This window comes from Streptomyces sp. NPDC023723, from assembly GCF_040639815.1.
Taxonomy (GTDB): domain Bacteria; phylum Actinomycetota; class Actinomycetes; order Streptomycetales; family Streptomycetaceae; genus Streptomyces.
In genome coordinates, this window is sequence record NZ_JBFAAP010000019.1 from 13,311 (window position 1) to 37,754 (window position 24,444).

Annotated in this window: 13 protein-coding genes and 1 pseudogene; 6 read left to right on the forward strand and 8 right to left on the reverse strand. The window is 69.6% G+C overall.

Annotated features, from left to right (window positions below; all coding sequences use genetic code 11):
* Positions 1 to 73: 73 nt before the first annotated feature.
* The 5 genes from AB0G32_RS20790 to AB0G32_RS20810 form a co-directional block, all read right to left on the reverse strand.
* Positions 74 to 1,945: an amino acid adenylation domain-containing protein gene (locus AB0G32_RS20790; RefSeq protein ID WP_361164959.1), complete on the reverse strand. Its 1,872-nt coding sequence runs from the start codon at positions 1,943 to 1,945 to the stop codon at positions 74 to 76.
* Complete coding sequence (locus AB0G32_RS20795; protein ID WP_361164962.1) at positions 1,929 to 8,663, reverse strand: SDR family NAD(P)-dependent oxidoreductase; 6,735 nt, start codon at positions 8,661 to 8,663, stop codon at positions 1,929 to 1,931. The genes AB0G32_RS20790 and AB0G32_RS20795 overlap by 17 nt, the downstream gene beginning before the upstream one ends.
* Positions 8,656 to 10,695: a beta-ketoacyl synthase N-terminal-like domain-containing protein gene (locus AB0G32_RS20800; RefSeq protein ID WP_361164965.1), complete on the reverse strand. Its 2,040-nt coding sequence runs from the start codon at positions 10,693 to 10,695 to the stop codon at positions 8,656 to 8,658. The genes AB0G32_RS20795 and AB0G32_RS20800 overlap by 8 nt, the downstream gene beginning before the upstream one ends.
* A 33-nt stretch (positions 10,696 to 10,728) precedes the next feature.
* Positions 10,729 to 12,015, reverse strand: a complete 1,287-nt coding sequence (locus AB0G32_RS20805; protein ID WP_361164968.1) for a cytochrome P450 — start codon at positions 12,013 to 12,015, stop codon at positions 10,729 to 10,731.
* Between the two features lie 138 nt (positions 12,016 to 12,153).
* Positions 12,154 to 13,377 (reverse strand): beta-ketoacyl-[acyl-carrier-protein] synthase family protein, encoded by a 1,224-nt coding sequence (locus tag AB0G32_RS20810; protein WP_361164971.1) that lies wholly within the window; start codon positions 13,375 to 13,377, stop codon positions 12,154 to 12,156.
* Positions 13,378 to 13,571: 194 nt separating this feature from the next.
* Between AB0G32_RS20810 and AB0G32_RS20815 the strand changes: the two genes are divergently transcribed.
* Positions 13,572 to 14,162: a TetR family transcriptional regulator gene (locus AB0G32_RS20815; RefSeq protein WP_361164974.1), complete on the forward strand. Its 591-nt coding sequence runs from the start codon at positions 13,572 to 13,574 to the stop codon at positions 14,160 to 14,162.
* Positions 14,163 to 14,209: 47 nt separating this feature from the next.
* On the opposite strand, the gene AB0G32_RS20820 is transcribed toward AB0G32_RS20815, so the two are convergent.
* Entirely contained in the window at positions 14,210 to 15,955 is a 1,746-nt protein-coding gene (locus AB0G32_RS20820) for a 3-hydroxyacyl-CoA dehydrogenase family protein (protein WP_361164976.1), read from the reverse strand.
* A gap of 36 nt (positions 15,956 to 15,991) precedes the next feature.
* A complete protein-coding gene (gene ccrA / locus AB0G32_RS20825; RefSeq protein WP_361164979.1) occupies positions 15,992 to 17,335 on the reverse strand; it encodes a crotonyl-CoA carboxylase/reductase in 1,344 nt (447 codons plus the stop codon).
* A gap of 227 nt (positions 17,336 to 17,562) precedes the next feature.
* On the opposite strand from ccrA, the gene AB0G32_RS20830 reads away from it, so the two are divergent.
* From AB0G32_RS20830 to AB0G32_RS20845, 4 genes are all read left to right on the forward strand, one after another.
* A complete protein-coding gene (locus AB0G32_RS20830) occupies positions 17,563 to 18,324 on the forward strand; it encodes an alpha/beta fold hydrolase (RefSeq protein WP_361164982.1) in 762 nt (253 codons plus the stop codon).
* Complete coding sequence (locus tag AB0G32_RS20835) at positions 18,321 to 19,325, forward strand: beta-ketoacyl-ACP synthase 3 (protein WP_361164985.1); 1,005 nt, start codon at positions 18,321 to 18,323, stop codon at positions 19,323 to 19,325. The genes AB0G32_RS20830 and AB0G32_RS20835 overlap by 4 nt, the downstream gene beginning before the upstream one ends.
* Positions 19,326 to 20,348: 1,023 nt before the next feature.
* Positions 20,349 to 20,543, forward strand: coding sequence for a ribbon-helix-helix protein, CopG family (locus tag AB0G32_RS20840; RefSeq protein ID WP_007445201.1), 195 nt, complete (start codon positions 20,349 to 20,351; stop codon positions 20,541 to 20,543).
* Positions 20,540 to 20,932, forward strand: a complete 393-nt coding sequence (locus tag AB0G32_RS20845) for a type II toxin-antitoxin system death-on-curing family toxin (RefSeq protein ID WP_361164988.1) — start codon at positions 20,540 to 20,542, stop codon at positions 20,930 to 20,932. The genes AB0G32_RS20840 and AB0G32_RS20845 overlap by 4 nt, the downstream gene beginning before the upstream one ends.
* Positions 20,933 to 21,032: 100 nt before the next feature.
* Here AB0G32_RS20845 and AB0G32_RS20850 read toward each other — a convergent pair.
* Positions 21,033 to 21,792 (reverse strand): annotated as a pseudogene (locus AB0G32_RS20850) (transposase family protein).
* A gap of 566 nt (positions 21,793 to 22,358) precedes the next feature.
* On the opposite strand from AB0G32_RS20850, the gene AB0G32_RS20855 reads away from it, so the two are divergent.
* Positions 22,359 to 24,443 carry an AAA family ATPase gene (locus AB0G32_RS20855; protein WP_361164991.1) on the forward strand — a complete coding sequence of 695 codons (2,085 nt, stop codon included), beginning with the start codon at positions 22,359 to 22,361 and terminating at the stop codon, positions 24,441 to 24,443.
* The last annotated feature ends 1 nt before the right edge of the window (position 24,444 follow it).

The following is a 24,444-nucleotide window of genomic DNA, read 5'->3' on the forward strand; positions in this document are numbered from 1 at the left end:
ACGCCCACGGACGCCGAGGACCGACCCGAAGCGCGAGACGTGCCCGCGGACTGTCCGGTGGACGCCGCGGTCCTCAGCCGGCGGAGGCCGTGGCCTGACGCAGCCGCGTCAGGAGGGGAGCCAGCGACCTGACGGTGGGCGACCGGAAGAGCGCGGAGACCGGAACCTCGACTCCGGTCGCACGGCGCAGCGCCGCGGCCAGCCGCACCGCTTTGAGCGAATCACCACCCAGCTCGAAGAAGTTGTCCGTCACGGACAGTCCGGGCAGTGCGAAGAACTCGCTCCAGACCGCCAGCAGCACCTGCTCCTCGGCGTCCGCCGGCGGTTCGACCGGCAGCGGCGCGAGACCGCCGGGCAACTCCGCCAGGGCCTTGCGGTCCACCTTGCCGTTCGGCGTCAGGGGCAGCTCGTCGCGCACCGAGACGACCGTGGGAATCATGTATCCGGGGAGCCGGTCAGCCAGCAGGCGGCGCACTTCCGCACCGGTCCGCCGACTGCCCGGTTCGAGCACCAGGTGGGCCGCCAGCCGGGTCCGGCCCCGGTCGCCGTTGACACTCGCCACCGCCATCCGCACACCGGGGCAGCCCAGCAGCGCCGACTCCACCTCACCCAGTTCGATCCGATGACCGCCGATCTTGACCTGCATATCCTCGCGGCCGAGGAACTCGATCTCGCCGTCGGGCAGCAACCGCCCCCAGTCGCCGGTCCGGTACAGACGGGCTCCCGTCGTGCCCTCGAGACGGAAACTCCGCGCCGTGCGCTCCTCGTCGCCCAGGTAGCCGCGGGCGAGCCCGGCACCGGCGATATAGATCTCGCCGGGCACCCAGCAGGGCCGGGGCCGCATGGCACCGTCCGCGACGAACACCCGCTGATTGCGCATCGACACTCCGTACGGGATCGACGCGAGCGTTTCGTCGGAGGGGACGACGCGGTGCCGGATGGACCAGATGGAAGCCTCCGTCGCCCCACCCAGGCCCCACAGCACGGCTTCGGGGAACAAGCGCCGCACGTCGGCGGGAAGGGACACCGGAATCCAGTCGCCGCTCAGCAGAACGGCGCGCAACGGAGGCAGGTCCGGCGGCTTCGGCGCTGCCGCCACGTGCTCGCACAGCATGGACATCAGGGCGGGCACGCTGTTCCACACGGTGACGTCGGCCCCCGCCGCCAGCCGCAGCCAGTCGCCGGGCTCCCGCTGGTCCTCGGGAGCGGGGATCACGACGGCGCCGCCGACCGACAGCGGGCCGAAGATGTCGTACACGGACAGGTCGAAGTTGAGCGCCGACAGTGCCAGCACCCGGTCGTCCGCGGTGAGGGACAACTCCTCGTTGACGTCGAGCACCGTGTTGAGAGCGGAGCCGTGTTCGATCATCACGCCCTTGGGGACGCCGGTCGATCCGGAGGTGTAGATGACGTACGCCAGATCGCCCGACGTGGCCCTCCCGCGGGTCTCGGCCGGGTCCGGGACCGTGCCCGGGGCCGGACGTCCGACCACCGTGACGGACACCGTGCCGGGCAGACCGGCATGGTCGCTCAGCCCCGGCTGGACGAGGACCTGGCCGACAGCGGCCGACTCCAGGACCCCGCGCAGCCGTTCGGAGGGCCAGCGCGGGTCGAGCGGGACATAGGCGGCCCCGCTGCGCAGTACTCCGAGACAGGCGACGATCTGCTCCCAGCCCTTCTCCATGACCACGCCCACCAGCGTGTCCGGGCCCGCGCCACCGGTGGTCAGCGCCCTGGCCACGGCACCCGATTCGGCGTCCAGCTCCCGGTAGGTGAGGGACCGTTCCGCGCTGACGACGGCCGTCGCCTCGGGGGTCGCGACCGCCTGCGTCAGGAAGCCGTCGTGCAGGAGAGCGCCCGGGGCCGGGTGCGCGACGGCAGGCTCGGCGGGGAGGTCGTGCGACCAGGCGGGCCGGTGCCAGGCCGAATCAGTGACAGAGTTCATCGATCAGCCCTTCGTAGGCGGTGAGCATGGCGTCGATGACGCCGTCGGGGAAGACCTCCTCGACGACGTCCCAGTTGAGGATCAGGTTGCCCTCCTCCTCGAAGACCTGGTGGTCGAGGATGACCTGCGGTGTGCGCACGCCGCTCCACACCGGTGTCCCGGACTCGCCGAGCCGGCACAGGGCGCCGACCGGACCGACCGCCCCGGCGCCCTGGACGGGGGTGCCGCCGAGCGTGCTGTTGAAGACGACGGGCATCCGGGCGCGGCCCGCCTCCTGGTCGAGGCGGCTCAGATCGCGCAGGACGTCGAGTCCGGTGTAGCCCACGTGTTCCAGGTCGTGCATCAGCTGCCGCTGGAGAGCGGCCGCGACCTCCCGGAAGGAGGCCGTCTCTTCGATGTGCGCCTCCAGCAGGCTGGTGGACGAGAAGTTGCCCACCACCCCGGACATGTCCTGGCCGGTGAGGCCCGACCGGTGCGACACCAGGACGGTGACAGTGAAGTGCGGCGACTTCGACCAGCGCGCCAGGACCTGGCAGTACGCCGCCAGGATCGCGCTCGACGGTGTGATGCCGGCGGCCCCCGCGTTGTGTTGGAAACGGGACCAGCGGTGCTGGTCGATCCGGATGCGCCGGTTGCCGAAGACCGGCGAGCGCACGTCACCGAGCGGTAGCGCCAGCGGCAGCTGGGGGGCGGGTGGGAGCGAGGCCAGGCGCCCTTGCCAGTAGGTTCTGCCGGGCTCGATCGCGCCGGATGCCTGGTGGGCGGTGAGTTTGCGGACAAACGCCTCGAACGAGCCGTTCACCGCGCCGAGTTCCAGGTCCGGGTCCCGGTGGAGGCGAGCCCATTCGTCGAAGAGCAGGGTGCTGCTGCCGCCGTCGGAGATCAGTACGTCGATGGCGACGTGCAGGCGCGTGCGCTGCCCGTCGATCCGGGTCGCACGGACCAGGAACAACGGCCAGCGGGTGGTGTCGAAGGAGTGCACCCGCAGCTCTTCGTGGATCTGCGCGAGCCGCGCCGTGCGCTGGGCGTCGTCCAGCAGGGTCAGATCCTCCACGGCGATGCGGTAGTCGGGAACCTCGCCCAGTACCCGTTGGGTGCCGGCCCGGTCGAAGACGGCCCGCAGCATCTCGTGCCGTGCGACGAGGCGTCTCAGCGCCCGCTCGGCCCCGTGGACGTCGAAGCCCGTGAGGTCGACCTCGATGTAGAGGACGGTGGGCACGTTGCCGAGTTCGAAGTGTCCCCTGCGGCCGACGAGGTAGGCCTCCTGCAGCTTGGTCAGCGGGAACGGCTCGGAGTCCGGGCGAGCGGCCACGGGCTCGACCACGGGCTCGACCACGGGCTCGACCACGGGCTCGGGCGCGGGTTCGGCCACCGTGACCTCCGTGGAGCGACCGCCCGCCTCACCGTCCGCGAACAGTTCGGCGATGTGGTCGGCCAGGGCCTCCGGGGTGGGGTGGTCGAAGACCACGGTCGCGCCGAGCCGCACGTCCAGCAGGCGGCTGAGCCTGCCGCGCAGCTCCATGGAGGTCAGGGAGTCGAAGCCCATCTCGTAGAAGGACTTCTGGGCGTCCACCCGGGCCGGCTTGTTGCCCAGCAGCCCGGCCACACTCTCCTTGACCTGCCCGAGCAGCGCGGCGACGCGCCGGTCGGCCGAGGTGTCCGGCGAGGTGAGGAGAGCGATGAGACCGGTGGTGTCCGCACTGGCGGCACGGGCTTCGACCGACTGTTCGACGGCCGGGCTCCGCTGCGGGGGTGCCGGCCTGGGCACCCGCTCGCCGGCCGTGTCGACGGCCCGGCCGCGCTGCCGGGCGAGGCCGGTCAGCAGGAAGGGTACGGCCGTGCCGTCCATCGGCTCGGGCAGGACGAGACGGGCTCCGGCCAGCGCGGGCACGTCACCGCCGAAGGACCGGTCGAAGAGCTCAAGACCCTCGGCGACCGGGAACGGAGCCACTCCGTTGCGGCGCAACCGCAGCAGATCGCCGTCGTCGAGGTGCCCGGTCATCCCGGTCGCCTCGGCCCACAGCCCCCAGGCGACGGCGTGGACGGGCCGGCCCTGTGCTCGCCGTCGAGCGGCGAACTGGTCGAGGAAGGTGTTGGCACCCGCGTAGTTGGCCTGTCCGGGACCGCCGAGGAGGCCGTAGAGCGACGAGAACAGCATGACGAAGCGCAGCTCGTCGCCGCTGGTGGCGGCGTCCAGGTGCAGCGCCGAGTCGACCTTGCTGCGCAGCACCTTGTGGAGTTTCTCCGGTGTCATGTTGGCGACGATCGAGTCGTCGAGCAGACCGGCGGCGTGCACCACGCCCACCAGCGGTCGCCGCGCTCGCACCTCGGCCAGGGCCCGGCGCAGGTCCTCGGCGTCGGCGACATCGGCGGCGAGCACCTGGACCGAGACCCCCCGCGCGAGCAATTCGGCGCGGAACTCGGCGACTCCGGGGGCTTGTTCACCGCTCCTGCTCACCAGGGCGAGCGCCCGTGCGCCCCACCGGTCGGCCAGGTGCCGCGCGATCATCCGGCCGAGGGTTCCGGTGCCGCCGGTGATCACCACCGCTCCTTCCCCGAGGTCGGGAAGGCCCGCGCCGGCGGAGACGTACGGCGTGAACTGTGGCAGCAGAACGCGTCCGCCGCGCACGGCGAGTTGGGGCTCGGCGCGCCGCAGCGCGGTGAGGACGGTGTCGGTGTCGCGCTGGGCCGCCGCGCCGACATCGATGATGCGGAACTGTCCGGGGTGTTCCGTCTGGGCCGACCGCACCATGCCCCACACGGCACTGTCGTCCAGCGCGTGCGAGGTGTCGCCGGGCACGGCGGTCGCCTGCTGGGTGACGAACGTCAGCCGGACCCGCCCCTCCAGGTCGTCGGCGCGCAGCCAGGTCTGTACCACATCGAGGGTGCGGGCCGCCGCCGCGTGCACACGGGCGGCCGTGCCGTCGTCGGTGCCCGCGCACGCCACCACCACCTGCCACTCCCCGGGGATCCCGCGCACGACGGTGACCGCCTCGTCCAGGGTGGCGACCGAGATGCCGCCCCGGTTGGCGTCGCGCAGGAAGCGCGCGAGGCCGCCGTCGTCTCCGCCCACGACGCACAACCGGCAGTCCGCGTCGGCGCCTTCGGTGACGGGTTCCCACCGGATCTCGTACAGCGCCGCGGCGTCGAGGCCGGCGTCCGGTAGCTGCTGGAGCCCTCGTACGACGATCCGCTCGACGGACATCAGGGGGGTGCCGGCACCATCGGTGAGGACGAGGGACATCGCCTCGGGGCCGACGCGCCGCGCGACTGCGTACACCTCGTCGACGTCCGTGTGCCTGACCGTGCGCACGCCGTTGAAGACGAACGGCACCGCGACCTGCCCGGCTCCGGGGTCGTCGAGGAGACCGCAGGCCACGGCCGCGTGCAGGGCGGCGTCGGCCAGTGCGGGGTGGACGGCGAAGCCGCGGTGATTGACCAGGGCGGCGGGTGGCAGGGCGACCCGGGAGCGGACCTGTTCAGCGTGGTGGTGGGCGTCCCGTACGCCCTGGAACGCCGCTCCGTAGCCGTACCCCATCGCCCGCAGCCGTTCGTACATGGCCTCGGGCGGCAGTGCGGCGGCGCGGGCTCCGGTCGGCAGGTGCTCGGGAACGGTCGGCGAGCGGCGGCGGGCGGGCGAGGGGAGCAGCCCCTCCGCGTGCCGCTGCCAGGACTCCGCGCCCTGCGTGCGGGAGAAGACGGCGACCGGGCGGGCTCCCTGGGCGTCGGCCCAGCCGACGGAGATCTGGAGGTCGACGGCGGCGCCGTCCAACGGGATAAACAGGGGATCGCTCAGAACCATCTCGTCCAGACCCGCACAGCCCAGCTCTCGGCCGGCCGACAGCAGCAGTTCCAGGAACGCGGTACCCGGCAGGAGCGCCGTGTCGCCCACCCGGTGGTCCATCAGCCACGGGTGGGAGCGCAGCGAGAGACGCCCATGGACGAGAACGGTGCCGTCGACGGTCTCGACGACGCCGGTCAGCCAGGGATGGCCGCCGTTCACGACCGTGCCCGGCCGGGGGCCGACGGCCTCGGCGGCGCCGGTGGCGGCCGGGGCGGTGACGCTCGCCAGTTCCTCGGTCAGCCAGAAACGCTCCCGCTGGAACGGGTAGGTCGGCAGTTCGGCGGGCACGGCCCGGTCGGTCGCGCCGCCGAGCCCGAGGGCGTACCAGTCCACGGCGTGGCCCTGGACGTACGCCTCCGCGGCGGCCTCCCGAAGGCGCTCGACCGTGCCCTGGTCGCGCTTCAGGGTCGCGTTGACGGGGGCGTCGCTGCCCACCGCGTGCAGAATCGTTTCGACGGAGTTCACCAGGACCGGATGGGGACTGACCTCCACGAAGGCGTCATAGCCGTGCACGACCATCTCCTCGATCGTCTCCGCGAACCGCACCTGACCCCGCAGGTTCCGGTACCAGTAGTCGGCGTCCAGCTCCGCGCCGCTCAGCGCACGCGCGTCGACGGTGGAGAACAGGGGCAGGCCGGACGGCACCGGAGTGACGCCGCTCAGGCCGGCCAGGATGTCCTCGCGCAGCTCCTCGACGGCCGACGAGTGGGAGGCGCACTTCGTGGGCACCCTGCGCGCGAAGACACCGTTGTCGTCACAGAGCGCGAGCAACCGATCCATGCCGGGTTCGTCGACGCCGGACACCACCACGAAGGACGGTCCGTTGACCGCGGCGATTACGAGGTCCGCGTCCGCCGTCGCGATGAGGCCGGTCGCCTCGTCCGTCGAGACGGCGATGGCGGCCATGCCGCCCCGGCCCTTGTCCTCCAGGAGCCGGCTGCGACAGGCCACGACCGCCGCGGCGTCGTCCAGGGCGAGTGCGCCCGAGACGCAGGCGGCGGCCACCTCGCCCTGGGAGTGCCCGACCACCGCGGCGGGTTCCACGCCCAGCGACCGCCATACGGCGGCCAGTGCCACCATCATGGTGAACAGCAGCGGCTGGACGACGTCGGTACGGTCCGGATCGACCTCGGGGTCGGCACCGGACAGAGCGGCCACGATGTCGAAGTCGAGGTAGGGCTTGAAGGCGACGGCACACTCCTGTGCCGCGTTCCGAAACACCTCCGACTCCTCCATCAGGGCGCGTGCCATGTCCGGCCACTGCCCGCCCTGACCCGGGAAGACGAAGACGGGGCGCCTGATCCGGCGCGCCTCGCCGTGGACGACCGGCGCTTCGGCGGGATCGGCCACGAAGGAGCGCAGGGCGGTGAGCAGTTCGGCCCGGTCGTCGCCGCCGACCACGGCCCGGCAGTCGTAGTCCTCCTTCTCGAACATGAGGGACCGTGCGACCGCGGCCAGCGGGTCGGTTCCGGACTCCAGGGTGCCGATGAGTGCCTCGGCGCGGGCCAGCAGGGCGGCCGGCTTCTTAGCGGACAGCTTGAGCAGGGTGCGGCCGGGCTCCTGCGGTACCGACGGTTCGGGTTCCGGCTCTTCCCAGCTCTCCAGGACGACGTGCGAGTTCGTCCCGCTCACCCCGAAGGAGGACACCGCGCACCGGCGTACCCCGTCCCGGACCGGCCAGGCCCGGTTCTCGCGCAGCACCCGCACGGTGCCCGCCCAGTCGACGTGCGAGTTCAGCGGTCCGTCGACATGCATGGTCCGGGGCATCTGCCCCGCTCGCATGGCGGTGAGGCACTTGATGACACCGCCCACGCCGGCGGCGGCCATCGAGTGGCCGATGTTCGACTTGAGCGATCCGAGCCAGACCGGCGCGTCCCGCTCGCCCTCACCGTAGGTGGAGTGGATCGCGTTGACCTCGATCGGGTCACCCAGCTTGGTCGCCGTGCCGTGGGCCTCCACCAACTGGATGTCGTCGGGGGACAGGCCCGCGTCGGCCAGAGCCTGGTTGATCACCTTGACCTGAGCTCGGCCGTTCGGCGCGGTGAGCCCGTTGCTAGCGCCGTCCTGGTTGACGGCGGTGCCCTTGATCACCCCAAGTATGCGGCGGCCGGTCCGGCGGGCCGTGGACAGCCGTTCCAGCACGAGTACACCAGCCCCCTCCGCCCACACCGTGCCGTTGGCCGCGTCGGAGAAGGTACGGCACCGCGCGTCGGGCGACAGCGCCTGCTTCCTGGCGTAGTCGACGAACATGCCCGGCCCGGTCAGGACAGTGCAGCCGCCCGCGAGCGCCAGCGTCGTCTCGCCGCTGCGCAACGACCGGACGGCGGTGTGGATGGCGACACCCGACGAGGAGCACGCCGTGTCGATGGTGAGGGCGGGCCCCTCGAGGCCCAGGAGGTAGGAGATGCGGCCCGATGCCACGCTGGGCGACGTCCCGGAGCCCATGAAGCCGGCCGTCTCGCCTTGCCACTTCCACAGGGGCATGCCGTACTCGTTGGGCATGACACCGACGAAGACGCCCGTCTGCGTGCCCTTCAGGCGCGACGGCACGATGCCGGCCCGTTCGATCGCTTCCCACGCGACTTCCAGCAACACACGCTGCTGCGGGTCCATGGCCTTGGCCTCGGCGGGCCGGATACCGAAGAACTCCGCGTCGAACAGGGCGGCCTCGTCGAGGAACCCGCCCTGTCTGACGTATCCGGGGTCGTACAGGTCCTCGGTGTGCCAGGCACGGTCGGCCGGGAAGTCGCCGACGCCGTCCCGCCCCTCACTGACGAGGGTCCACAGGTCCTCGGGACCGCGAACACCGCCGGGGTAGCGGCAGGCCATTCCGATGACGGCTATGTCGTCCCGCTCCGCGTCCCGCTCAGCCATGCGATGCCTCCATCTCCTTGTTCACGTACTCGGCCAGTTCGTTGATCGTGGGATGGTCGAAGAGAGCCACCTCCGACAGGTTCGAGTCCGTCGCCGTGTTGAGCCGGTCGAGGAACTCCAGCAGGCTCATCGAGTCGATGGCGTTGTCGGAGAAGGACGCCGCGGGATCGAAGTCGGGGATCGTCCCGCCGTACACCGCCGCGAGTTCCCCTTCCAGGAGCTCGCGCACGATCCAGGACCGCTCCGCGCCGCCGCGCGCCGCCCGCCAACGGCTGACGAACGACGCGTGATCCGGGCCGGAAGGTGCCGGCGCGGCCGCCCGCGAGGCCGGCTCGGGCAGCCGGAACGGTTCCCGCCGGAAGGGGTACGTCGGCATCAGGGGTGCCGGGCGCGTCCGCAGCGCGGGTGACAGCCGTCGTACGGCCTCGATGTCGCCGCTGTGTGCGTATGCGGCAGCAGCTCGGACGACGGCATCGCGTACCGCCGGGTCGGTGTCCGGTCGCTCGGGCGGGACGGTGAAGTGGTGACCGGCGACGACCTTTTCGAGACCGTGGCGCATCTCGTCCCAGTCGGCGCCGACGACGACGGCCCGATGCTCCCACTGCGTACGGCCGTTCAGCGCCCGGCCGACGTCGGCGACCGTGTACGCGTCCGTGTCGAAGGGGTGTCCGAGCAGCGTCCGGGCGAACTCCCGCAGGGCCTCGGGGGAGCGGGCGGACAGACACCAGGGCACCTGGGTGCGGGACGCCTCCGCGCCGCCGCCCCGGACCGCGGCGGGAGCCGGTCCCAGCACCACGTGGACATGGGTGCCGCCCATACCGAACGAGCTGACTCCGACCGCGTCCCGGGCGCTGAATCCGCCCTGCTCGGTCCGGGTGACGACGCGGATGTTCGCGGCTTCCAGGTCGATGTCCGGGTTGTTCCGGCTGAAGTTGAGGCTGGGCGGCACCCGCCCGTGGTGCAGCACCAGAGCGGCCTTCACCAGCCCCGCGACGCCGGCCGCCGATTCGAGGTGCCCGATGTTCGTCTTCACGGAGCCGACCCGTACGGGGCTGCCCGCAGCACGCGCGCGGCCCACCGCCTCGCCGATCGCCGCGGCCTCGACGGGATCGCCCACGGGCGTCCCGGTGCCGTGCAGTTCGATGTAGGACACGTCCGCCGCGGTGACCCCCGCGGCCCGGTGCGCCGCCCGCAGCACTTCGCACTGGGCCTGGGTGGACGGCTCGCCGAGCGCGCCGCGGTCCCCGTCATTGGTGGTGGCCGATCCGCGCACCACGCAGTAGACGTGGTCACCGTCGCGCAGCGCGGCGTCCAGTGGCTTCAGTACGACGCAGGCGCCGCCCTCGCCGCGGACGTAACCGTCGGCCCGCTCGTCGAAGGTGTGGCAGCGGCCGTCGGCGGATAGTCCGCCCCACAGCCGGATCTGTTCGGTCACCTCGCCGAGCAGGTTGACCGCGACACCCGCCACCACCGCGGCCTCGCACTCACCGAGCTGGACGGCGCCCATGGCCCGGTGGATTGCCGCGAGGGAGGACGACTGACCGGTGTCGATCACTTCGCTCGGGCCGCGCAGCCCGAAGTGGTGGGAGACGCGGTTGGCGAGCATGCATCCGGCGGTGCCGGTGTGGCCGAACCGGTCTAGTTGTCCGGAGTTCAGATAGCGCAGCCGGAAGTCGTCGGATCCGGCTCCGACGAAGACTCCCCAACGCCGTCCCCGGAGCCGCCCGGCGCACAGCGCGGCGTCCTCGACGGCCTCCCAGGCGAGTTCCAGCACCAGTCGTTGCTGTGGATCGAGATGGGCGGCCTCCCGCTGCGAGATACCGAAGAAGGAGGCGTCGAACAGGTCGGGGTCCTTCAGGAAGCCGCCGAAGGAGACAGGGGCAGGGGCGGTCGTGGCCGGCGCGAAGACCCACCGCTCTTTGGGAGCGCGGCGGACGCTCGACGTCGAGGACAGGAGATTCGCCCAGAATTCGGTCGGGTTCTCCGCTCCGGGCACGCGACAGGACATGCCGACGAGGGCAAGAGGCGTCATGAATGGGGGTTCCGTCCTGAGGGGGGAGTCGCGTCACACCGCGGCGGAGGCCGCGGGACCCGGCCCGACCACGAGACTGCGCAGTCCGCGAAAGGTCGGGCTGGCCTTCCAGTCGAACCGGTCGAGGGGGGTGCGGACCGAGAGGTCGGGGCACCGGCGGGCGAGGGCCTCGAAGGCGATCTCCGCCTCCGTCCTGGCCAGGTGCTTGCCGATGCAGTTGTGGATGCCCCCGCCGAAGGCGAGGTGCTCCTGACGCGCTCGCGCGATGTCGAAGGTGTCCGGATCGGGGAAGCGGGCATCGTCCCGGTTGGCCGCCGCGAACGAGAGGAACAGGATGGAATGCGCGGGGATCTTGACGCCGCCGACCTCGACGTCCTCGGTGGTGTACCGGTAGAGCGAGAGGTTGAACGGAGACTGATGGCGGAGCATCTCCTCGACCGCTCGGGGGGCGAGCGAGGGGTCGGCCCACAACCGTCGTTTCTGTTCCGGGTTGTCCTTCAAGGTGAGGACGCCGGTGACGATGAGGTTCGCCGTGGTCTCGTAGCCCGCGGCCAGCAGGGCGTAGGCCTGGGCGACCGCCTCCGCCGGCTCCAGCGAACGTGCCAGATGGGTGAGGACGTCCTCGTCGGTACCGGCCCGCTTCCGCTTGATGAGATCGCGCAGATAAGCCGTCATCAGTTCGACGTCCTGTTGCAGGACGTCCGGGGCCGCGTCGCCGGTGATGCTCTGCACCCAGGAGTCGAAGCTCCGCCGGTCCTGGCGGGGCACTCCCAGGGTGTCGCAGATGACCGCGATGGAGAAGGGGAAGGCGTAGTCGCGGACGAGGTCGAAGGTCTCCTGGCCGGCCACCGCGTCGAGAGTCTCGGTCGCGACCCGCCAGATGTCCTGCCGCTTGCCGGAAACGGCGCGCGCGGTGAAATTGGCATTCAGCGGTCTGCGCAGCCGAGTGTGTTTCGGCGGGTCGTTGTTGGCCATGTTGTCATAAAGCAGCGACGAGCGGGCCCGGCCTTCGCTGCGGCTCTGCCCGGAACGAGCGGAGAAAAGCGGCATGGCCTCCGAGATGTCCTTGCGGAACCGCTCGTCGCGCAAGACGAATTCGACGTCCGCATAGGAAGTGACGAGCCAGGCACGCAGCCCCGGCGGAAGGTAGGCCATGCCGGTCTTGAGGACGATCTCGGTGGGTGTGTTGCCGTCCTGCTTGATGACGCGGTAGGTGGGGTGCGGGTCGGTGTAGAAGGCTTGGTCGAGTGCAATCGGACACGCGCTTGCGGCGGCGTCGCCCGGACAGTCTCCGATGGAATCACCGGTGGATGGCGTCATCGTGTTCCCTCTGTTTCCTTTCATGTCTCCATGAGCGGCGGGCATCGTCGACCGCCGCTTCACGGAATTCCTGAAAGTCCCCCCGGACAACCGGCCGGACGCGCGAGGGTGCGAGCCGGGCGGTCCTCGACAGGCCCTCTAGGGCCGCCCGAGGACCAGGGAGACGTTGTGGCCTCCGAAGCCGAACGAGTTGGCCACAGCGCTGTCCCAACGGCCGGTGCGTGCCTCGCCGTGGACGACGTCCAACGGGACCGCCGGGTCCAGGTCGTGCAGATTGCGGGTGGGGGGCACCGCCCCGTCGCGCAGTGCCAGCACAGCGGACAGGGCGCCGAGCGCTCCGGACGCGCCGAGCAGGTGCCCGGTCATCGACTTGGTGGACGTCACCACGGGGTGGGTGCCGATCGCGGTGGCGATGGCCTCGGCCTCGGCCACGTCGCCCTGCGGGGTCGAGGTGGCGTGCGCGTGGACATGCCCGACAGACGCCGGGTCGACATCCGCGTCCCGGAGTGACTGTCGCATCGCCCGGACCTGACCAGGTACGTCCGAGGCTGTGATGTGTACGGCGCTGGAGCTGATCCCGGCACCGAGCAGCCTGCCGTGCGGGCTGGTGACCCCCCGCGCGCGAGCGTGGGCGGCCCGTTCGAGGACGAACAGTGCGGCCCCCTCGCCCAGGACGAAGCCGTTGCGGCTGCGGTCGAACGGTCGGCAGGCGTGAGACGGGTCGTCGTTGTCCGCGGAGAGCGCGAGCATCCTGGCGAAGGCGGTGAGCGGCAGCGGGTGGATGCTCGCCTCGACACCGCCGGCGACCACCATGTCCGCGCGGCCGGACCGGATGAGGTCGAGGCCGAGCGCGATCGCCTCGGCGCCCGAGGCGCAGGCGCTGACCGGCGAGTGGGCTCCGGCGAGAGCGCCCAGTTCCATGCTGACCCAGGCCGCCGGTCCGTTGGCCATGAGCATCGGCACCGTGTGCGGGGAGACCCGGCGCGGGCCGGTGGTCTCCAGGACGCGGTTCTGGCCGATCAGCGAGGTCACCCCGCCGATGCCGGTGCCGATGGCGACTGCCAGCCGCTCCGGGTCGACGTCCGGCTTGCCGGCGTCCTCCCAGGTCTGCCGGGCGGTCACCAGGGCCATCTGTTCGCAGCGGTCGAGCCGGCGGGCCTCGGTCCGCTCCATCATCTCGGCGGGATCGCGGGGCAGGGTCGCGGCGATGCGCACGGGCAGGGGCTGCGCCCAGTCGGCGTCCAGGGCCGTGATGCCGTTCTCGCCGGCCAGCAGGGCATCCCAGGTGTCGGAGGCGCCCATGCCCACCGGCGTCATGGCGCCAAGGCCGGTTACCCATACATCGATCGCGCTCGTCTGCATGAGTCAGAACCGTAGCCAACCGACTGGTTGGCAAGCAAGGTGAAGGCCGACGTGTTTAGGTGACCCTTTAGCGGCGGTTCGGCCGCTCCACCGGCTCATTCTCGGCATCACCGAGTGGGTCCCGGGCTTTCCTCGCGTCTCGGATTCATGGAACCAACCAACTGGTTGGTTCACGCCGTGTAACATCACCGGTCATGAGAACCAGCAGTCGTTCGGAGGAGACGCGGGCTCGCCTGCTGGTCGCGGCGCGCGCCGAGTTCGCCGAGTCCGGCATGAGCGGCGCCCGCGTCGAGCGCATCGCGCGCCAGGCCGGAGTCAACAAGGAACGCATCTACGGTTACTTCGGCAGCAAGGAGCGCCTGTTCACGGAGGTGATCGCGGAGGCCCTCGGCGACCACGCGGGGCGGGTGGGCGTCCCCGACGGTGACCTGGGCGAGTACGCGGGACGCATCTACGACTTCCATCTGGCCGACCCCGAGCTGACCCGGCTCATGATGTGGGAGGCCCTGTACTACCGCGACCGGCCGCTGCCCGACGACAAGGTGCGTGCCGCCCACTACACGGTGAAGGTGGCCGCTGTGGCCGAGAGCCGTGGGCACCGCTTCGACGAACGGGCGGCGGCGGTCTTCGTGGCCCTCATCGCCGTGGCGGTGTGGCCGCTGGCGTTCCCGCAGATGACGCGGCTGATCATGGGCACTGCCGACGTGGAGCCCGGCGCCATGCGCCGGTACGTCGTCGCTATGGCCGACGCACTGGTGTCCGCACCAGGGTTCGACGGCTTGTGAGCTTCGTCCCCGCCCCCCCCGACCACGAGCGCCGTGGGTCGGCTGGGTCACAGCCGTCGGCGTCGGGGGGTCCGGTGGAAGCCGTGGCTGCTCTTCCGCCCCAGACACCCCTGCGCGACCAACTGCTCCAGCAGCATCGGGGGCTTCATGTCCGGTTCCGGGAACGCCTGGTGCAGACTGCGAAGGATGGCGAGGGAGACGTCCAGCCCGATGGTGTCGAGCAGCGCGAACGGGCCCATGGGGAACCCGAAGCCCTGTCGGACCGCGTGGTCCGTCTCCTCGATGTCCACATCATGGCGTTCCAGGAGCCGGACGGCATCCGCAAGATAGGGGAACAGCAGGCGGTTGACGATGAAGCCGGTCCGGTCGTCGCACTCTACCGGGGTCTTGCCCAGGCGCCGGCACAACGCGTGTCCCAGCGCCACGACATCCGGGCGGGTGTCCGCGGTCCGGACCACCTCGACCAGCCGCATCGTCGGTGCCGGATTGAAGAAGTGCAGCCCCAGCACGGCTTCCGGACGGCCGGAGGCGACCGCGCACGCGCCGACCGAGAGACTGGACGTGGTGGTCGCCAGGACCGCCCCAGGGCGGCAGACCGCACCGAGCCGCTCGAAGACGGCGTGCTTGACGTCCGGATCCTCCGCGGTCGCCTCGATGACCAGGTCGCAGCCGGAGAGCGCGGGGTGGGCATCGGTGATGTCGAGGAGGTCCAGCGCCGTTCGCCGTTGCTCGACGGTGAGGACGCCGCGGCGCACGGCGCTGGTGAGCGAGGCGTCCACCGCCGCCCGGACATCGACCGCCTTCCGCTGCGTGCGGGTCACGACGACCGTGCGCAGCCCGGCTGCCGCCACGACCTGCGCTATGCCCCGGGCCATGGTGCCGGAGCCGACGACACCGACGGTCCGGACACCCTCCGCGCCACCGTCGGTCTCCACCGGCTGTGCCGAGGGCAGCCGGTTGCCCAGGTCGTCGTACCGGTGGATCCCCCGGCCGGTCTTCCGGCCGAGCGCGCCGTCCCGGACCATGGAGGTGAGCAGCGGGGAGGGGCGGAAGGCGTCGTCGTCGGTCTGGCGCCACAGCTCCAGCAGCGCCGAGTGCACCCTGTCCACGCCGAGTCCGTCCAGCATCTCCAGCGGTCCGAGGGGCAGTCCGCAGCCCAGGCGCAGGGCAGTGTCGAGGTCCTCATGGCCGATGTACCCGTCGGCGCACAGGGCCACGGCCCGGTTGAGGAAGGCGTACACCAGTGCGGTCGCGTCCCGGGACGGCACCGGCCCGAGGGCGACGGAACGCAGCCCCGTGGTCCGCAGCAGCCGGTGCAGCGCCTCGACGGCGTCGTCGTCGCTCATCGCGAGCCGCACGGGTTCCGCAGCGGACTCCGGTGCCGGCGGAGCGAGAAGCCGCAGTCCGAGGGTCCGGCTCGGCCGTCCCGACGCGATCGCGAGGTGGGTGAGCGAGAGCGACGCGGTCGTGCTGACCAGGACGGTGTGGTCGGAGCAGACGCTGTCCAGGCGGCGCAGTACTTCCGTTTTCGTCCGGAGGTCCTCGGTGACGGTCTCGATCACCAGGTCGGCCCGGCACAGTGCCGCGGTGTCGTTGGTGAGGGTGAGCGTAAAGTCCCCGTCGGCACTGCGGGCCGCGTCCGCCGCCTTCGTCCGCTGGTCGACCCGGGCCAGTACACCGACCTCCGGCTCGACCCCGACCACATGGTGCCCGGCTGCGCACAGCATGCGCAGCAAGGGTTCACCCAGTGCTCCCAGCCCCACGATGCCCACCACGAACGGCTCGTGTACCACGTGCGTCTTCCTTCCTTGCGGATTGGCTTTCGGGTCTCAGTACGAGGACGTCCGGAAGCGGTTGATGGCGTCGATGTGCTTGGCGCGCATCTCCTGGTTGCGTACGCCGAGACCTTCCTCGGGAGCCAGACACAGCACGCCGACCTTGCCCTGATGACGGTTGCGGTGCACGTCGTGGGCGGCCTGCCCGGTGTCGTCGAGGGAGTAGACCCTCGAGAGCGTCGGGTGGATCCTGCCCTTCGCGACGAGCCGGTTGGCCTCCCAGGCCTCGCGGTAGTTGGCGAAGTGCGAGCCGATGATGCGCTTCAGGGACATCCACAGGTAGCGGTTGTCGTACTCGTGCAGGTAGCCGGAGGTCGAGGCACAGGTGGTGATGGTGCCGCCCTTGCGGGTGACGAAAACGGAGGCGCCGAAGGTCTCCCGGCCGGGGTGCTCGAAGACGATGTCGATGTCCTCCCCGCCGGTGAGTTCCCGGATGCGTTTCCCGAAGCGCTTCCACTCCCTCGGGTCCTGGGTCCGCTCGTCCTGCCAGAACCGGAATCCCTCGGCGCGGCGGTCGATGACGTTCTCGGCGCCCATCGAACGGCAGATGTCCGCCTTCTCCGGGCTGGACACGACGCAGATGGGGTTGGCGCCGCCGGCCAGGGCCAACTGCGTGGCATACGAGCCGAGTCCGCCGCTCGCGCCCCAGACCAGGACGTTGTCGCCCTGCTTCATCCCGGCGCCGTTGCGGGAGACCAGCTGCCGGTAGGCGGTGGAATTCACCAGGCCCGGCGCGGCGGCCTCCTCCCAGCTCAGGTGGCCGGGCTTGGGCATGAGCTGGTTGGACTTGACCAGGGCCAGCTCGGCGAGACCGCCGAAGTTGGTCTCGAAGCCCCAGATCCGCTGCTCCGGATCGAGCATGGTGTCGTTGTGGCCGTCGCTGGACTCCAGTTCCACCGACAGGCAGTGCGCCACGACCTCGTCACCGGGTCGCCAGGCGCTGACACCCGGGCCGGTGCGCAGGACCACGCCCGCGAGGTCGGAGCCGAGGACGTGGTACGGCAGGTCATGACGTGCGGCCAGTTCGTTGGTGCGGCCGTAGCGCTCCAGGAACACGAAGGTCGGCAGTGGTTCGAAGACGGCTGACCACACGGTGTTGTAGTTGACCGAGGAGGCCATGACGGCGACCAGTGCCTCACCCGGGCCGACCTCGGGCACAGGAACGTCCTGGACGGACAGTGACTTCCGGGGGTCTTTGTCCGCTGTGCGCATGCCGTCGAACATGCCGACGTTCTCTTTTTGGACGACGACACCTCGGTACTTCTCCGGAAGTCGGAGCGCCTCGAAGTCCCGGCGGTCCGCTCCGCCGGAAAGAATGGCCCCGATGATTTCTTCCACTGGTTTCCCTTCGGAAGTGAAATGCTTCAGCGGCACACGTGTGCCGCTGCTGGAAAGGTAATCCCGCACCCCGGAGGACAAACACCCCAGGACGGGACTCCATCTTTCTAGGGGGGCGTCTAGGGGTTGTCCGGCTCTCGCCTCTCTCACATCCTTGAGAAAACGGGTCGCGTGTACGGCCCGCGGCCGAGCGAAGTGAGAGAGGGTGACCCGTGGGCGGAGGTACGGTGGACAGCGGAAAGTGGGCGCGTCGATTTCACCCGGTGAACGACGCGGAGTTCCGCCTGATCTGCTTCCCGCACGCCGGAGGTTCGGCGAGCTTCTTCTTCCCCTTTTCCAAGGAACTCGGACAGGACCCGGCGTTCCCGGTCGAGGTGCTGGCCGTGCAGTATCCCGGACGCCAGGACCGGCACACCGAGGAGAACATCCACGACATGAGCGTCCTGGCGGACCGGGCCACCGAGGCTCTTCTGCCGTGCACGGACCGGCCGTTCGCCCTGTTCGGGCACAGCATGGGCGCCACACTGGCATACGAGGTCGCCCGTCGGCTCCAGGAGGCCGGCCGGAGCGCCGACGCCCTGTTCGTCTCTGGACGCCGGGCGCCCCACCGGGTCCTGGACGACGGACTGCACGGCCTGTCGGACAGTGAAATCATCGAAGACCTCAAGGCCCTGGACGGGACGGGATCGACGATGTTCGGCGCTCCGGACCTGATGCGGATGATCCTGCCGTCGATCCGCGCCGATTACACGGCCGCCGAAACCTACACCTGTACGCCGGGTCCGGTGCTGACCTGCCCGGTCCATGCCTTCACCGGCTCCTGCGACCCACGGGTACCGGTCGCCGAACTGCACCACTGGAGCGACCACACCGAGGCCCCGTTCGACCTCCTGGTCTTCCCGGGCGGCCACTTCTACCTGTCGGAGCACCAGTCCGCGGTCTGCCGGGCCGTCGTGGACCGGCTGGCCGGCCGGGTGGGGTGTCCGTGACCGGGTACTCGACGGTCCACACTCCCGTCGGGGTGCTGGGCACGGGGTCGTTCCTGCCGGAGCGGGTCGTGTCGAACGAGTCGGCCGCCCTGCCCGCCGGAGTGACCGCGGAGTGGATCGAGCGCAGGACCGGAATCCGTGAGCGGCGCCACGCCGCCGCTCACGAGGCCACCTCCGACCTCGCCGCGGAGGCCGCCGTGCGCGCGTTGGAGAACTCCGGCACGGCCCCCGGGCAGCTGGACTGGATCATCGTCGCCACCTCGACACCGGACCATCCGCAGCCCGCCACAGCCGCCCTGGTGCAGCATCGGCTGGGAGCGTTCCGCGCCGCGGCGTTCGATGTCAACGCGGTCTGTGCCGGATTCGTGGCGGCTCTGCACACGGGGGCTCTGCTCACCGCCGGCCGGCGCGGACGTGCTCTGGTCATCGGTGCCGAGACATACTCGCGGATCGTCGACCCGGCGGACCGGCGGACCGCGCCGTTGTTCGGCGACGGGGCCGGGGCCGTCGTCCTCGGCCCCGTCGCCGAGGGCGGTGGCCTGCTCGGCACCGGGCTGGCCACCGACAGCCGGTTCCACGACCTCATCGGCGTACCGGCGGGCGGCAGCAGACTGCCCGCGTCGGAGAAGACCGTGGCCGCCGGCGACCACTACTTCCGTATGCGCGGCCGGGAGGTCAGAAACTACGTCATGCGGGCACTGCCGGCTGCGGTGCGGGAATCGCTGCGCACGTTCGGTGTACGGCCGCAGGACGTCGACCACTTCGTCCCGCACCAGGCCAATGGAGCGATGCTCCAGGACCTGCTGGGACCGCTGGGGCTGCCCCGGGCACGGGCACATCTGCCCGTGACACATCACGCGAACACCGGTGCCGCATCCATACCGCTGGCGCTCGACGACGCCCATCGCTCCGGCCTGCTGCGCCTCGGAGAGCTGGTCATGCTGGCCGGTTTCGGTGGCGGTATGACCGTGGGCACGGCCCTGCTCCGCTGGACCGCCTGACAGCACGACCGTCCCGGCGCGGCGGTGCGACGGCTTTCTGCCACCCGAGCCGCCCTGCCCGGTGGCCGGCCGGTGCGCCGGACGCCTTCGGACCGGGTGGCACGGGTCGACCTGCCGCATCTGCTCTGCTCGGGCGCAACGTCACGGGGCGGCACGACGGTACGTCACGCGGTGCGAACGCTCATGGTCTCACCGATCAGATGTCCCGGAACTCATGGACAAGCCTTCTGGCCTGTGTAAATGCCCCCTCTCGAAGATCATCTTGCACGGTTGTTGCACAAGCCGAGCGGAGCAGGAGTCACACGGTCCTGGTGCCGACCAGAAGGGTATGACCTCGGGCCTATCCCTGGTGTAGGCCACGGTCCGGTTACTGCCGAGAGCCGTGGGAGGTGCACTCACCAGACGGTGTGGCGACCTACACGCTTGGGCACATCGACGGATGGCACCGGTGGAGTCCGGTCGGTCTTCTCGGTCTCCTCGTCGACCGGTTCGAACACACGATGGCCCGGGCACTACGGCGTGGTCGCCAAGGAGACAGCGCAGGCTGTCGACCATGATGCTCGTTTGACGCTCTGGACGCCGACAAGACGGGGCGAGAATCGATGAGATCGCTTTGACCTGCGTTTTTACAAAAGTGGCACAGACCGACGTCATACCGATGACGTCGCACATGGAATGCGTGGCGATTCTTGAGCCTGCCACAAAGGGGCTCTGACCTGCGGTTTTCTTGTGCTGTCCAGGTGCGGTCGGTGGTGCTCGACCTGTTTCACTCAGTGAAACGGTTCGAGTGGACGGTCGCTCTTCAGAAGCTCTCTGAACTGCGAAGACGCGAGCGGCGCGCTTACAGCGGCGACGCCTTCAGTGGCTCTCTCGAAAATTCTTGACGCTCGGACGACGCTCGGAACAGACGTCTCTGCTGTACCTCCCCGGTAGCGGTGCGAGCGGCCATCCGGGCCCGCGCTACGCGGAGCCGGAAGCGCGGCCTGACCGCACCATCTGATATCGGCCTGGTATCATCTCTGTATGGCGATGACACTCCGGCTCCCCGACGACCTTGACGCGAAGCTCACCGAGCGTGCTCGCCGAGAGGGCCGTAGTAAGCAGGAACTCGCCATCGAGGCCATTCGTGACGCTCAGGACCGGGCCGAGCTGAAGGTTGACGACGTCCTGGCCGAGCTGATGGACAGCGACGCGGAGATCCTGGACTACCTGAAGTGATGGACGTGCGATACCTCCAGATCGACGAGATCCTGGCCATCGCCGGCACGGTCAACGGCACCGAGCACAGTGTGCGCGACATGGGCCTTCTGGTGTCGGCGATTGAGCGGCCCCGGACCAACGTGTTCGGGGCCGAGCTGTATCTCACGCTGCATGAGAAGGCGGCGGCACTCCTGCACTCCGTCGCTCGCAATCACGCGCTGATCGACGGCAACAAGCGCACCGCCTGGCTCGCCATGCGCGTCTTCCTCCGGTTCAACGGCGTCAGCGCCGGCACCGTCCCGCCGCCCGCCTCCGTCGCCGGCCCGTTCGTCGAGGAAGTTGCGCAGGACAACGTCGATGTACCGGCCATCGCCAAGCGCCTCTCGATCTGGTTCCCCATTTCCTGATGTTCGGCATCGTGTGGTGCGGGACTGAGAGAGGTCTGGAAAGCGGTGCTGGCTCCACGCATTCCGCTTTTCTTGGATCAGTGAGCGTTTCCCACCTTGATCAGTTGGCGAGTTCGAGGGCGACGACGGCTCGGGTGATCGCGGTGATCCGGGTGGTGCTGCAGCGGAGCTTGCACAGGAGCCGCCAGCCCTTCAGGATCGCCATGGCGCGTTCGCCGAGGCTGCGGATCTTGGCATGGTCGCGGTTGTGACTCCGGCGCCAGCCGCGCAGGCTCCTGCCGCGGAGCGAAACGCGGATGGCGGGGCCCGCACCCTGGTACGCCTTGTCGGCCCAGCACTTGATGTTGTGGGCGGTCAGAGCGGCCGAGATGTCGTGGGCCCTGGCCGCGGTCAGGTCGTGGGTGGCTCCCGTTTCCCGGCAGTGCGTCCGAGGCCCAGATCAGGCGTCCGGCCGGGTCGGTGAGGACCTGCACGTTCATGCCGTGATGCTTCTTCTTTCCCGAGTAGTACGGGCGGTCGGCGGCGATGCGGTCGATGGGCAGGAGCGTGCCGTCGAGGATCACGTACGCCTTCCGGCGGGCCGTGTCCCTGGCCTGCTCCAGCGTCGGAGCCAGCGCGGCCAGGAGGTCGACGGCCTCGCGGATGTGGCGATAGACCGTCGCGATGCCGATGCGGAAATCCGCGGCCAGTCGGGCATAGGTGTCACCGCAGCGCAGGTGCGCAAGGACGAGCCGGGCCTGCCGGCCGCAGGTGAGGCGGCGCCAGCGGGAGCCGATCCGCCGCCGGTGCCCCGCGAGGAGACCGGCGAGACGCTGCAGGGTGCGGCTGGACAGATCGATGGCAGACGGGTAGACAAGCACGAGAGCTCCTGGCGGACTGGTGATCTTGGTCGTGAACCCGTCTACCAGGAGCTTCCTTCATGCCCGCCACCGGGGCGCCGGTTCAACTACCCACCAGGTTGGAAGAGGCTCAGTTCATTCAGCGGGTTGATGCGTTTGCCGTCGCGAGACGTAGCAGCGAGTCCGCTTGGCGCGGAAATGGCGTCCCGAGGGTGGTATGACCGACACCCACCGCGCACCTGGCAACTCGGCTGGCTTCCGGCCTGGACGACCATGGAGGCCGTTGCGCTTCTCGTCACCGATTGGGGTGTACGCGACCGCCTCTGCCCTGCCTGGGCTCGGGAAGCGTTCTCCAGTCGGAGTCCTCAAGAGGGCAAGGGGAGTCGTCCGGCGTTCGATCGAACCCAGGCGCCCCCAGGCCGCAAGCGATCAAAAGGAGAAGCAGTGTTGTCAGTGCTGGGGGTGATGATGACTTCACGTACTTCTTGTTCATGGGGGGCATGATGCACCTGAGTCGTATCGTGGTGAGTGGGTTTCGGGCGAGCGTAGACGGTGAGATGGTCTGCCATCTACCGGGCCGTTTCAGTGTGCTGATCGGAGCCAACGGGGTCGGGAAGACGACGCTCACGGATGCGCTCTACCTTGCTCATCCCGGTTCTCGCTTCCCGGTCCTGCCGAGGTACGGATCCGCCACGCTTGCACCCGAGAGGTCCACCCGCACCATCAAGGTGGAGTACCGGCTGGGCGATAGCCTCGACGGGGAAGGCCGTCTCGGACGCCAGTTGCATGAGGTCAGCCACCAGCGCCTTGGGAGTGTTGCTCAGAGTTGGGGTGTCACGCTGGGGCGCAGGCTCGGCGGTGTTACCTCGAAGATTGAGATGACGCATGGGAGGTCCTTGGATCTGGACCCGTACAAGCTGATCTACCTGCCGGCCTTGCGTAGTCCTCTGGACGAACTGGCTCGCCGCGAGGCACGGATCCTGGTTGAGCTGCTCCGTGCTGAACAGCAGCGCCTGAACGGCACCCGGAACCTTGTGGGACTCCGGGCGCGGGCCTCCCAGCTGCTTGAGGAACTGGCCAAGGAGAGCATCATCGACGCCGTTGAGAAGAGGATCGGCGGGTACCTCACGGACTTGTCGGCTGGGGTGAGTCGCCAGTGGTCGTACATACGTGGGCAGGTTATTGACGACACCTACTTGGCTCGCGTGCTGGAAGTCATGCTCGCTGTCATGGAGGGACGCAGATTCGCTCGGCCGCTTGAAGTGTCCGGGTTGGGATACGTCAACCTGTTGCACATCGCCGTGATCCTGGCGGCGATACCGGACTCGACTGAACTTCCCCAGAATGCTCGTGACCAGCCGCCCCTCACGGATGTTCAGCAGATCGAGCAGGCAACCAGGAACCTTGAACAGGCACAGGCTGATGCCGAGTCGGAGGAGGACTCCTTCTTCGGTGCGAAGCCCTTGCACGCGACGGTCGTCATCGAGGAGCCTGAGGCGCACCTTCACCCGCAGTTGCAGCACGCTCTCGTCCGGTACTTGCGCAGAACTGTCAAGAGGCGGCCGGAACTGCAGGTCATCCTCTCCAGCCATGCGACGGACGTCATCACGTCATGCTCCCCCGAGGAACTCGTCGTCGTACGTCAGACGGCGCAGGGGAGAGTGTGTCGTGCTGTTGCCGATGTTGTGCCGGATAAGCACCGCGACGTGACACTGCGGAAGACACGACTCCATCTGGACGCCAGTCGGTCTGCCGCCCTCTTCGCTGACCGCCTCGTCCTGGTCGAGGGGGTCACCGACGCCGCTGTGCTTCGAGAGTTCGGCAGGACTTGGGCCGGAGAGGACGCGCGCAAGCAGGCATTCATCGATGCGCTCAGCATTGTCCACATGGGATGGAAGGTCGGGCAGTGGCCGGCGCATCTCCTGGCGACTCCGGGTAAGGAACTGTGTACCAAGCTGGCGATCCTGGTCGACAGCGACCTACCGTTCGAGAGCAACGAGCGCAAGAAGCCGACTTGGCTTTCTGACCACGATCCATCGGTCGTTGATGCCTTCGTCAGCCATCCGACCTTGGAGCCGTCGATCACCGAGGGTAACGAGGACTTGATTGAGGCGGCCCTACGCGAAGTGGACCTGCACGAGCCGCTCGTAACGGCCCGGACGGTCTACGAACTGTTCCGCAGTGCTCGGAGGGGCAAGGACGGGGAGTCCGGCGTCCCAGCAGGGCGGGGTTCCAGTAAGAAGGGGGATTTCGCGCTTGCCTTCGCCGGTCTACTGGCAGAGACCAACGAAGCAGGTCCCGAGCAGGCGTCGCGCCTTCCGACCGTGCCCGACCACATGCGGCGGCTGTTCGAGTTTCTGTACCCGCCCATGCCGGCCGATGAGACCGACCTCTGTGAGTCCACTGATGAGCCGGACTGGCTCGTGCTGGACGACCAACGGGATATGGATAAGCAACAGGTCAATGACGCGGTGGAGTTTTACTGGCCGGACGATTGGCAGGAGGAAGAGCGGGAGTGGGCGGAAACAACCGGGCACGAACCGGCCCCTGAGCCGCCGGACCCTGCTGCGCCGGATCCGGATGCACCACCATGGGAGGAACTCCAGCGCTGGCAGCCCTCCCTTGGGGGCTGGCCGACAGCCACACGTCGAATGACGGTTTCCGATGGGTAGT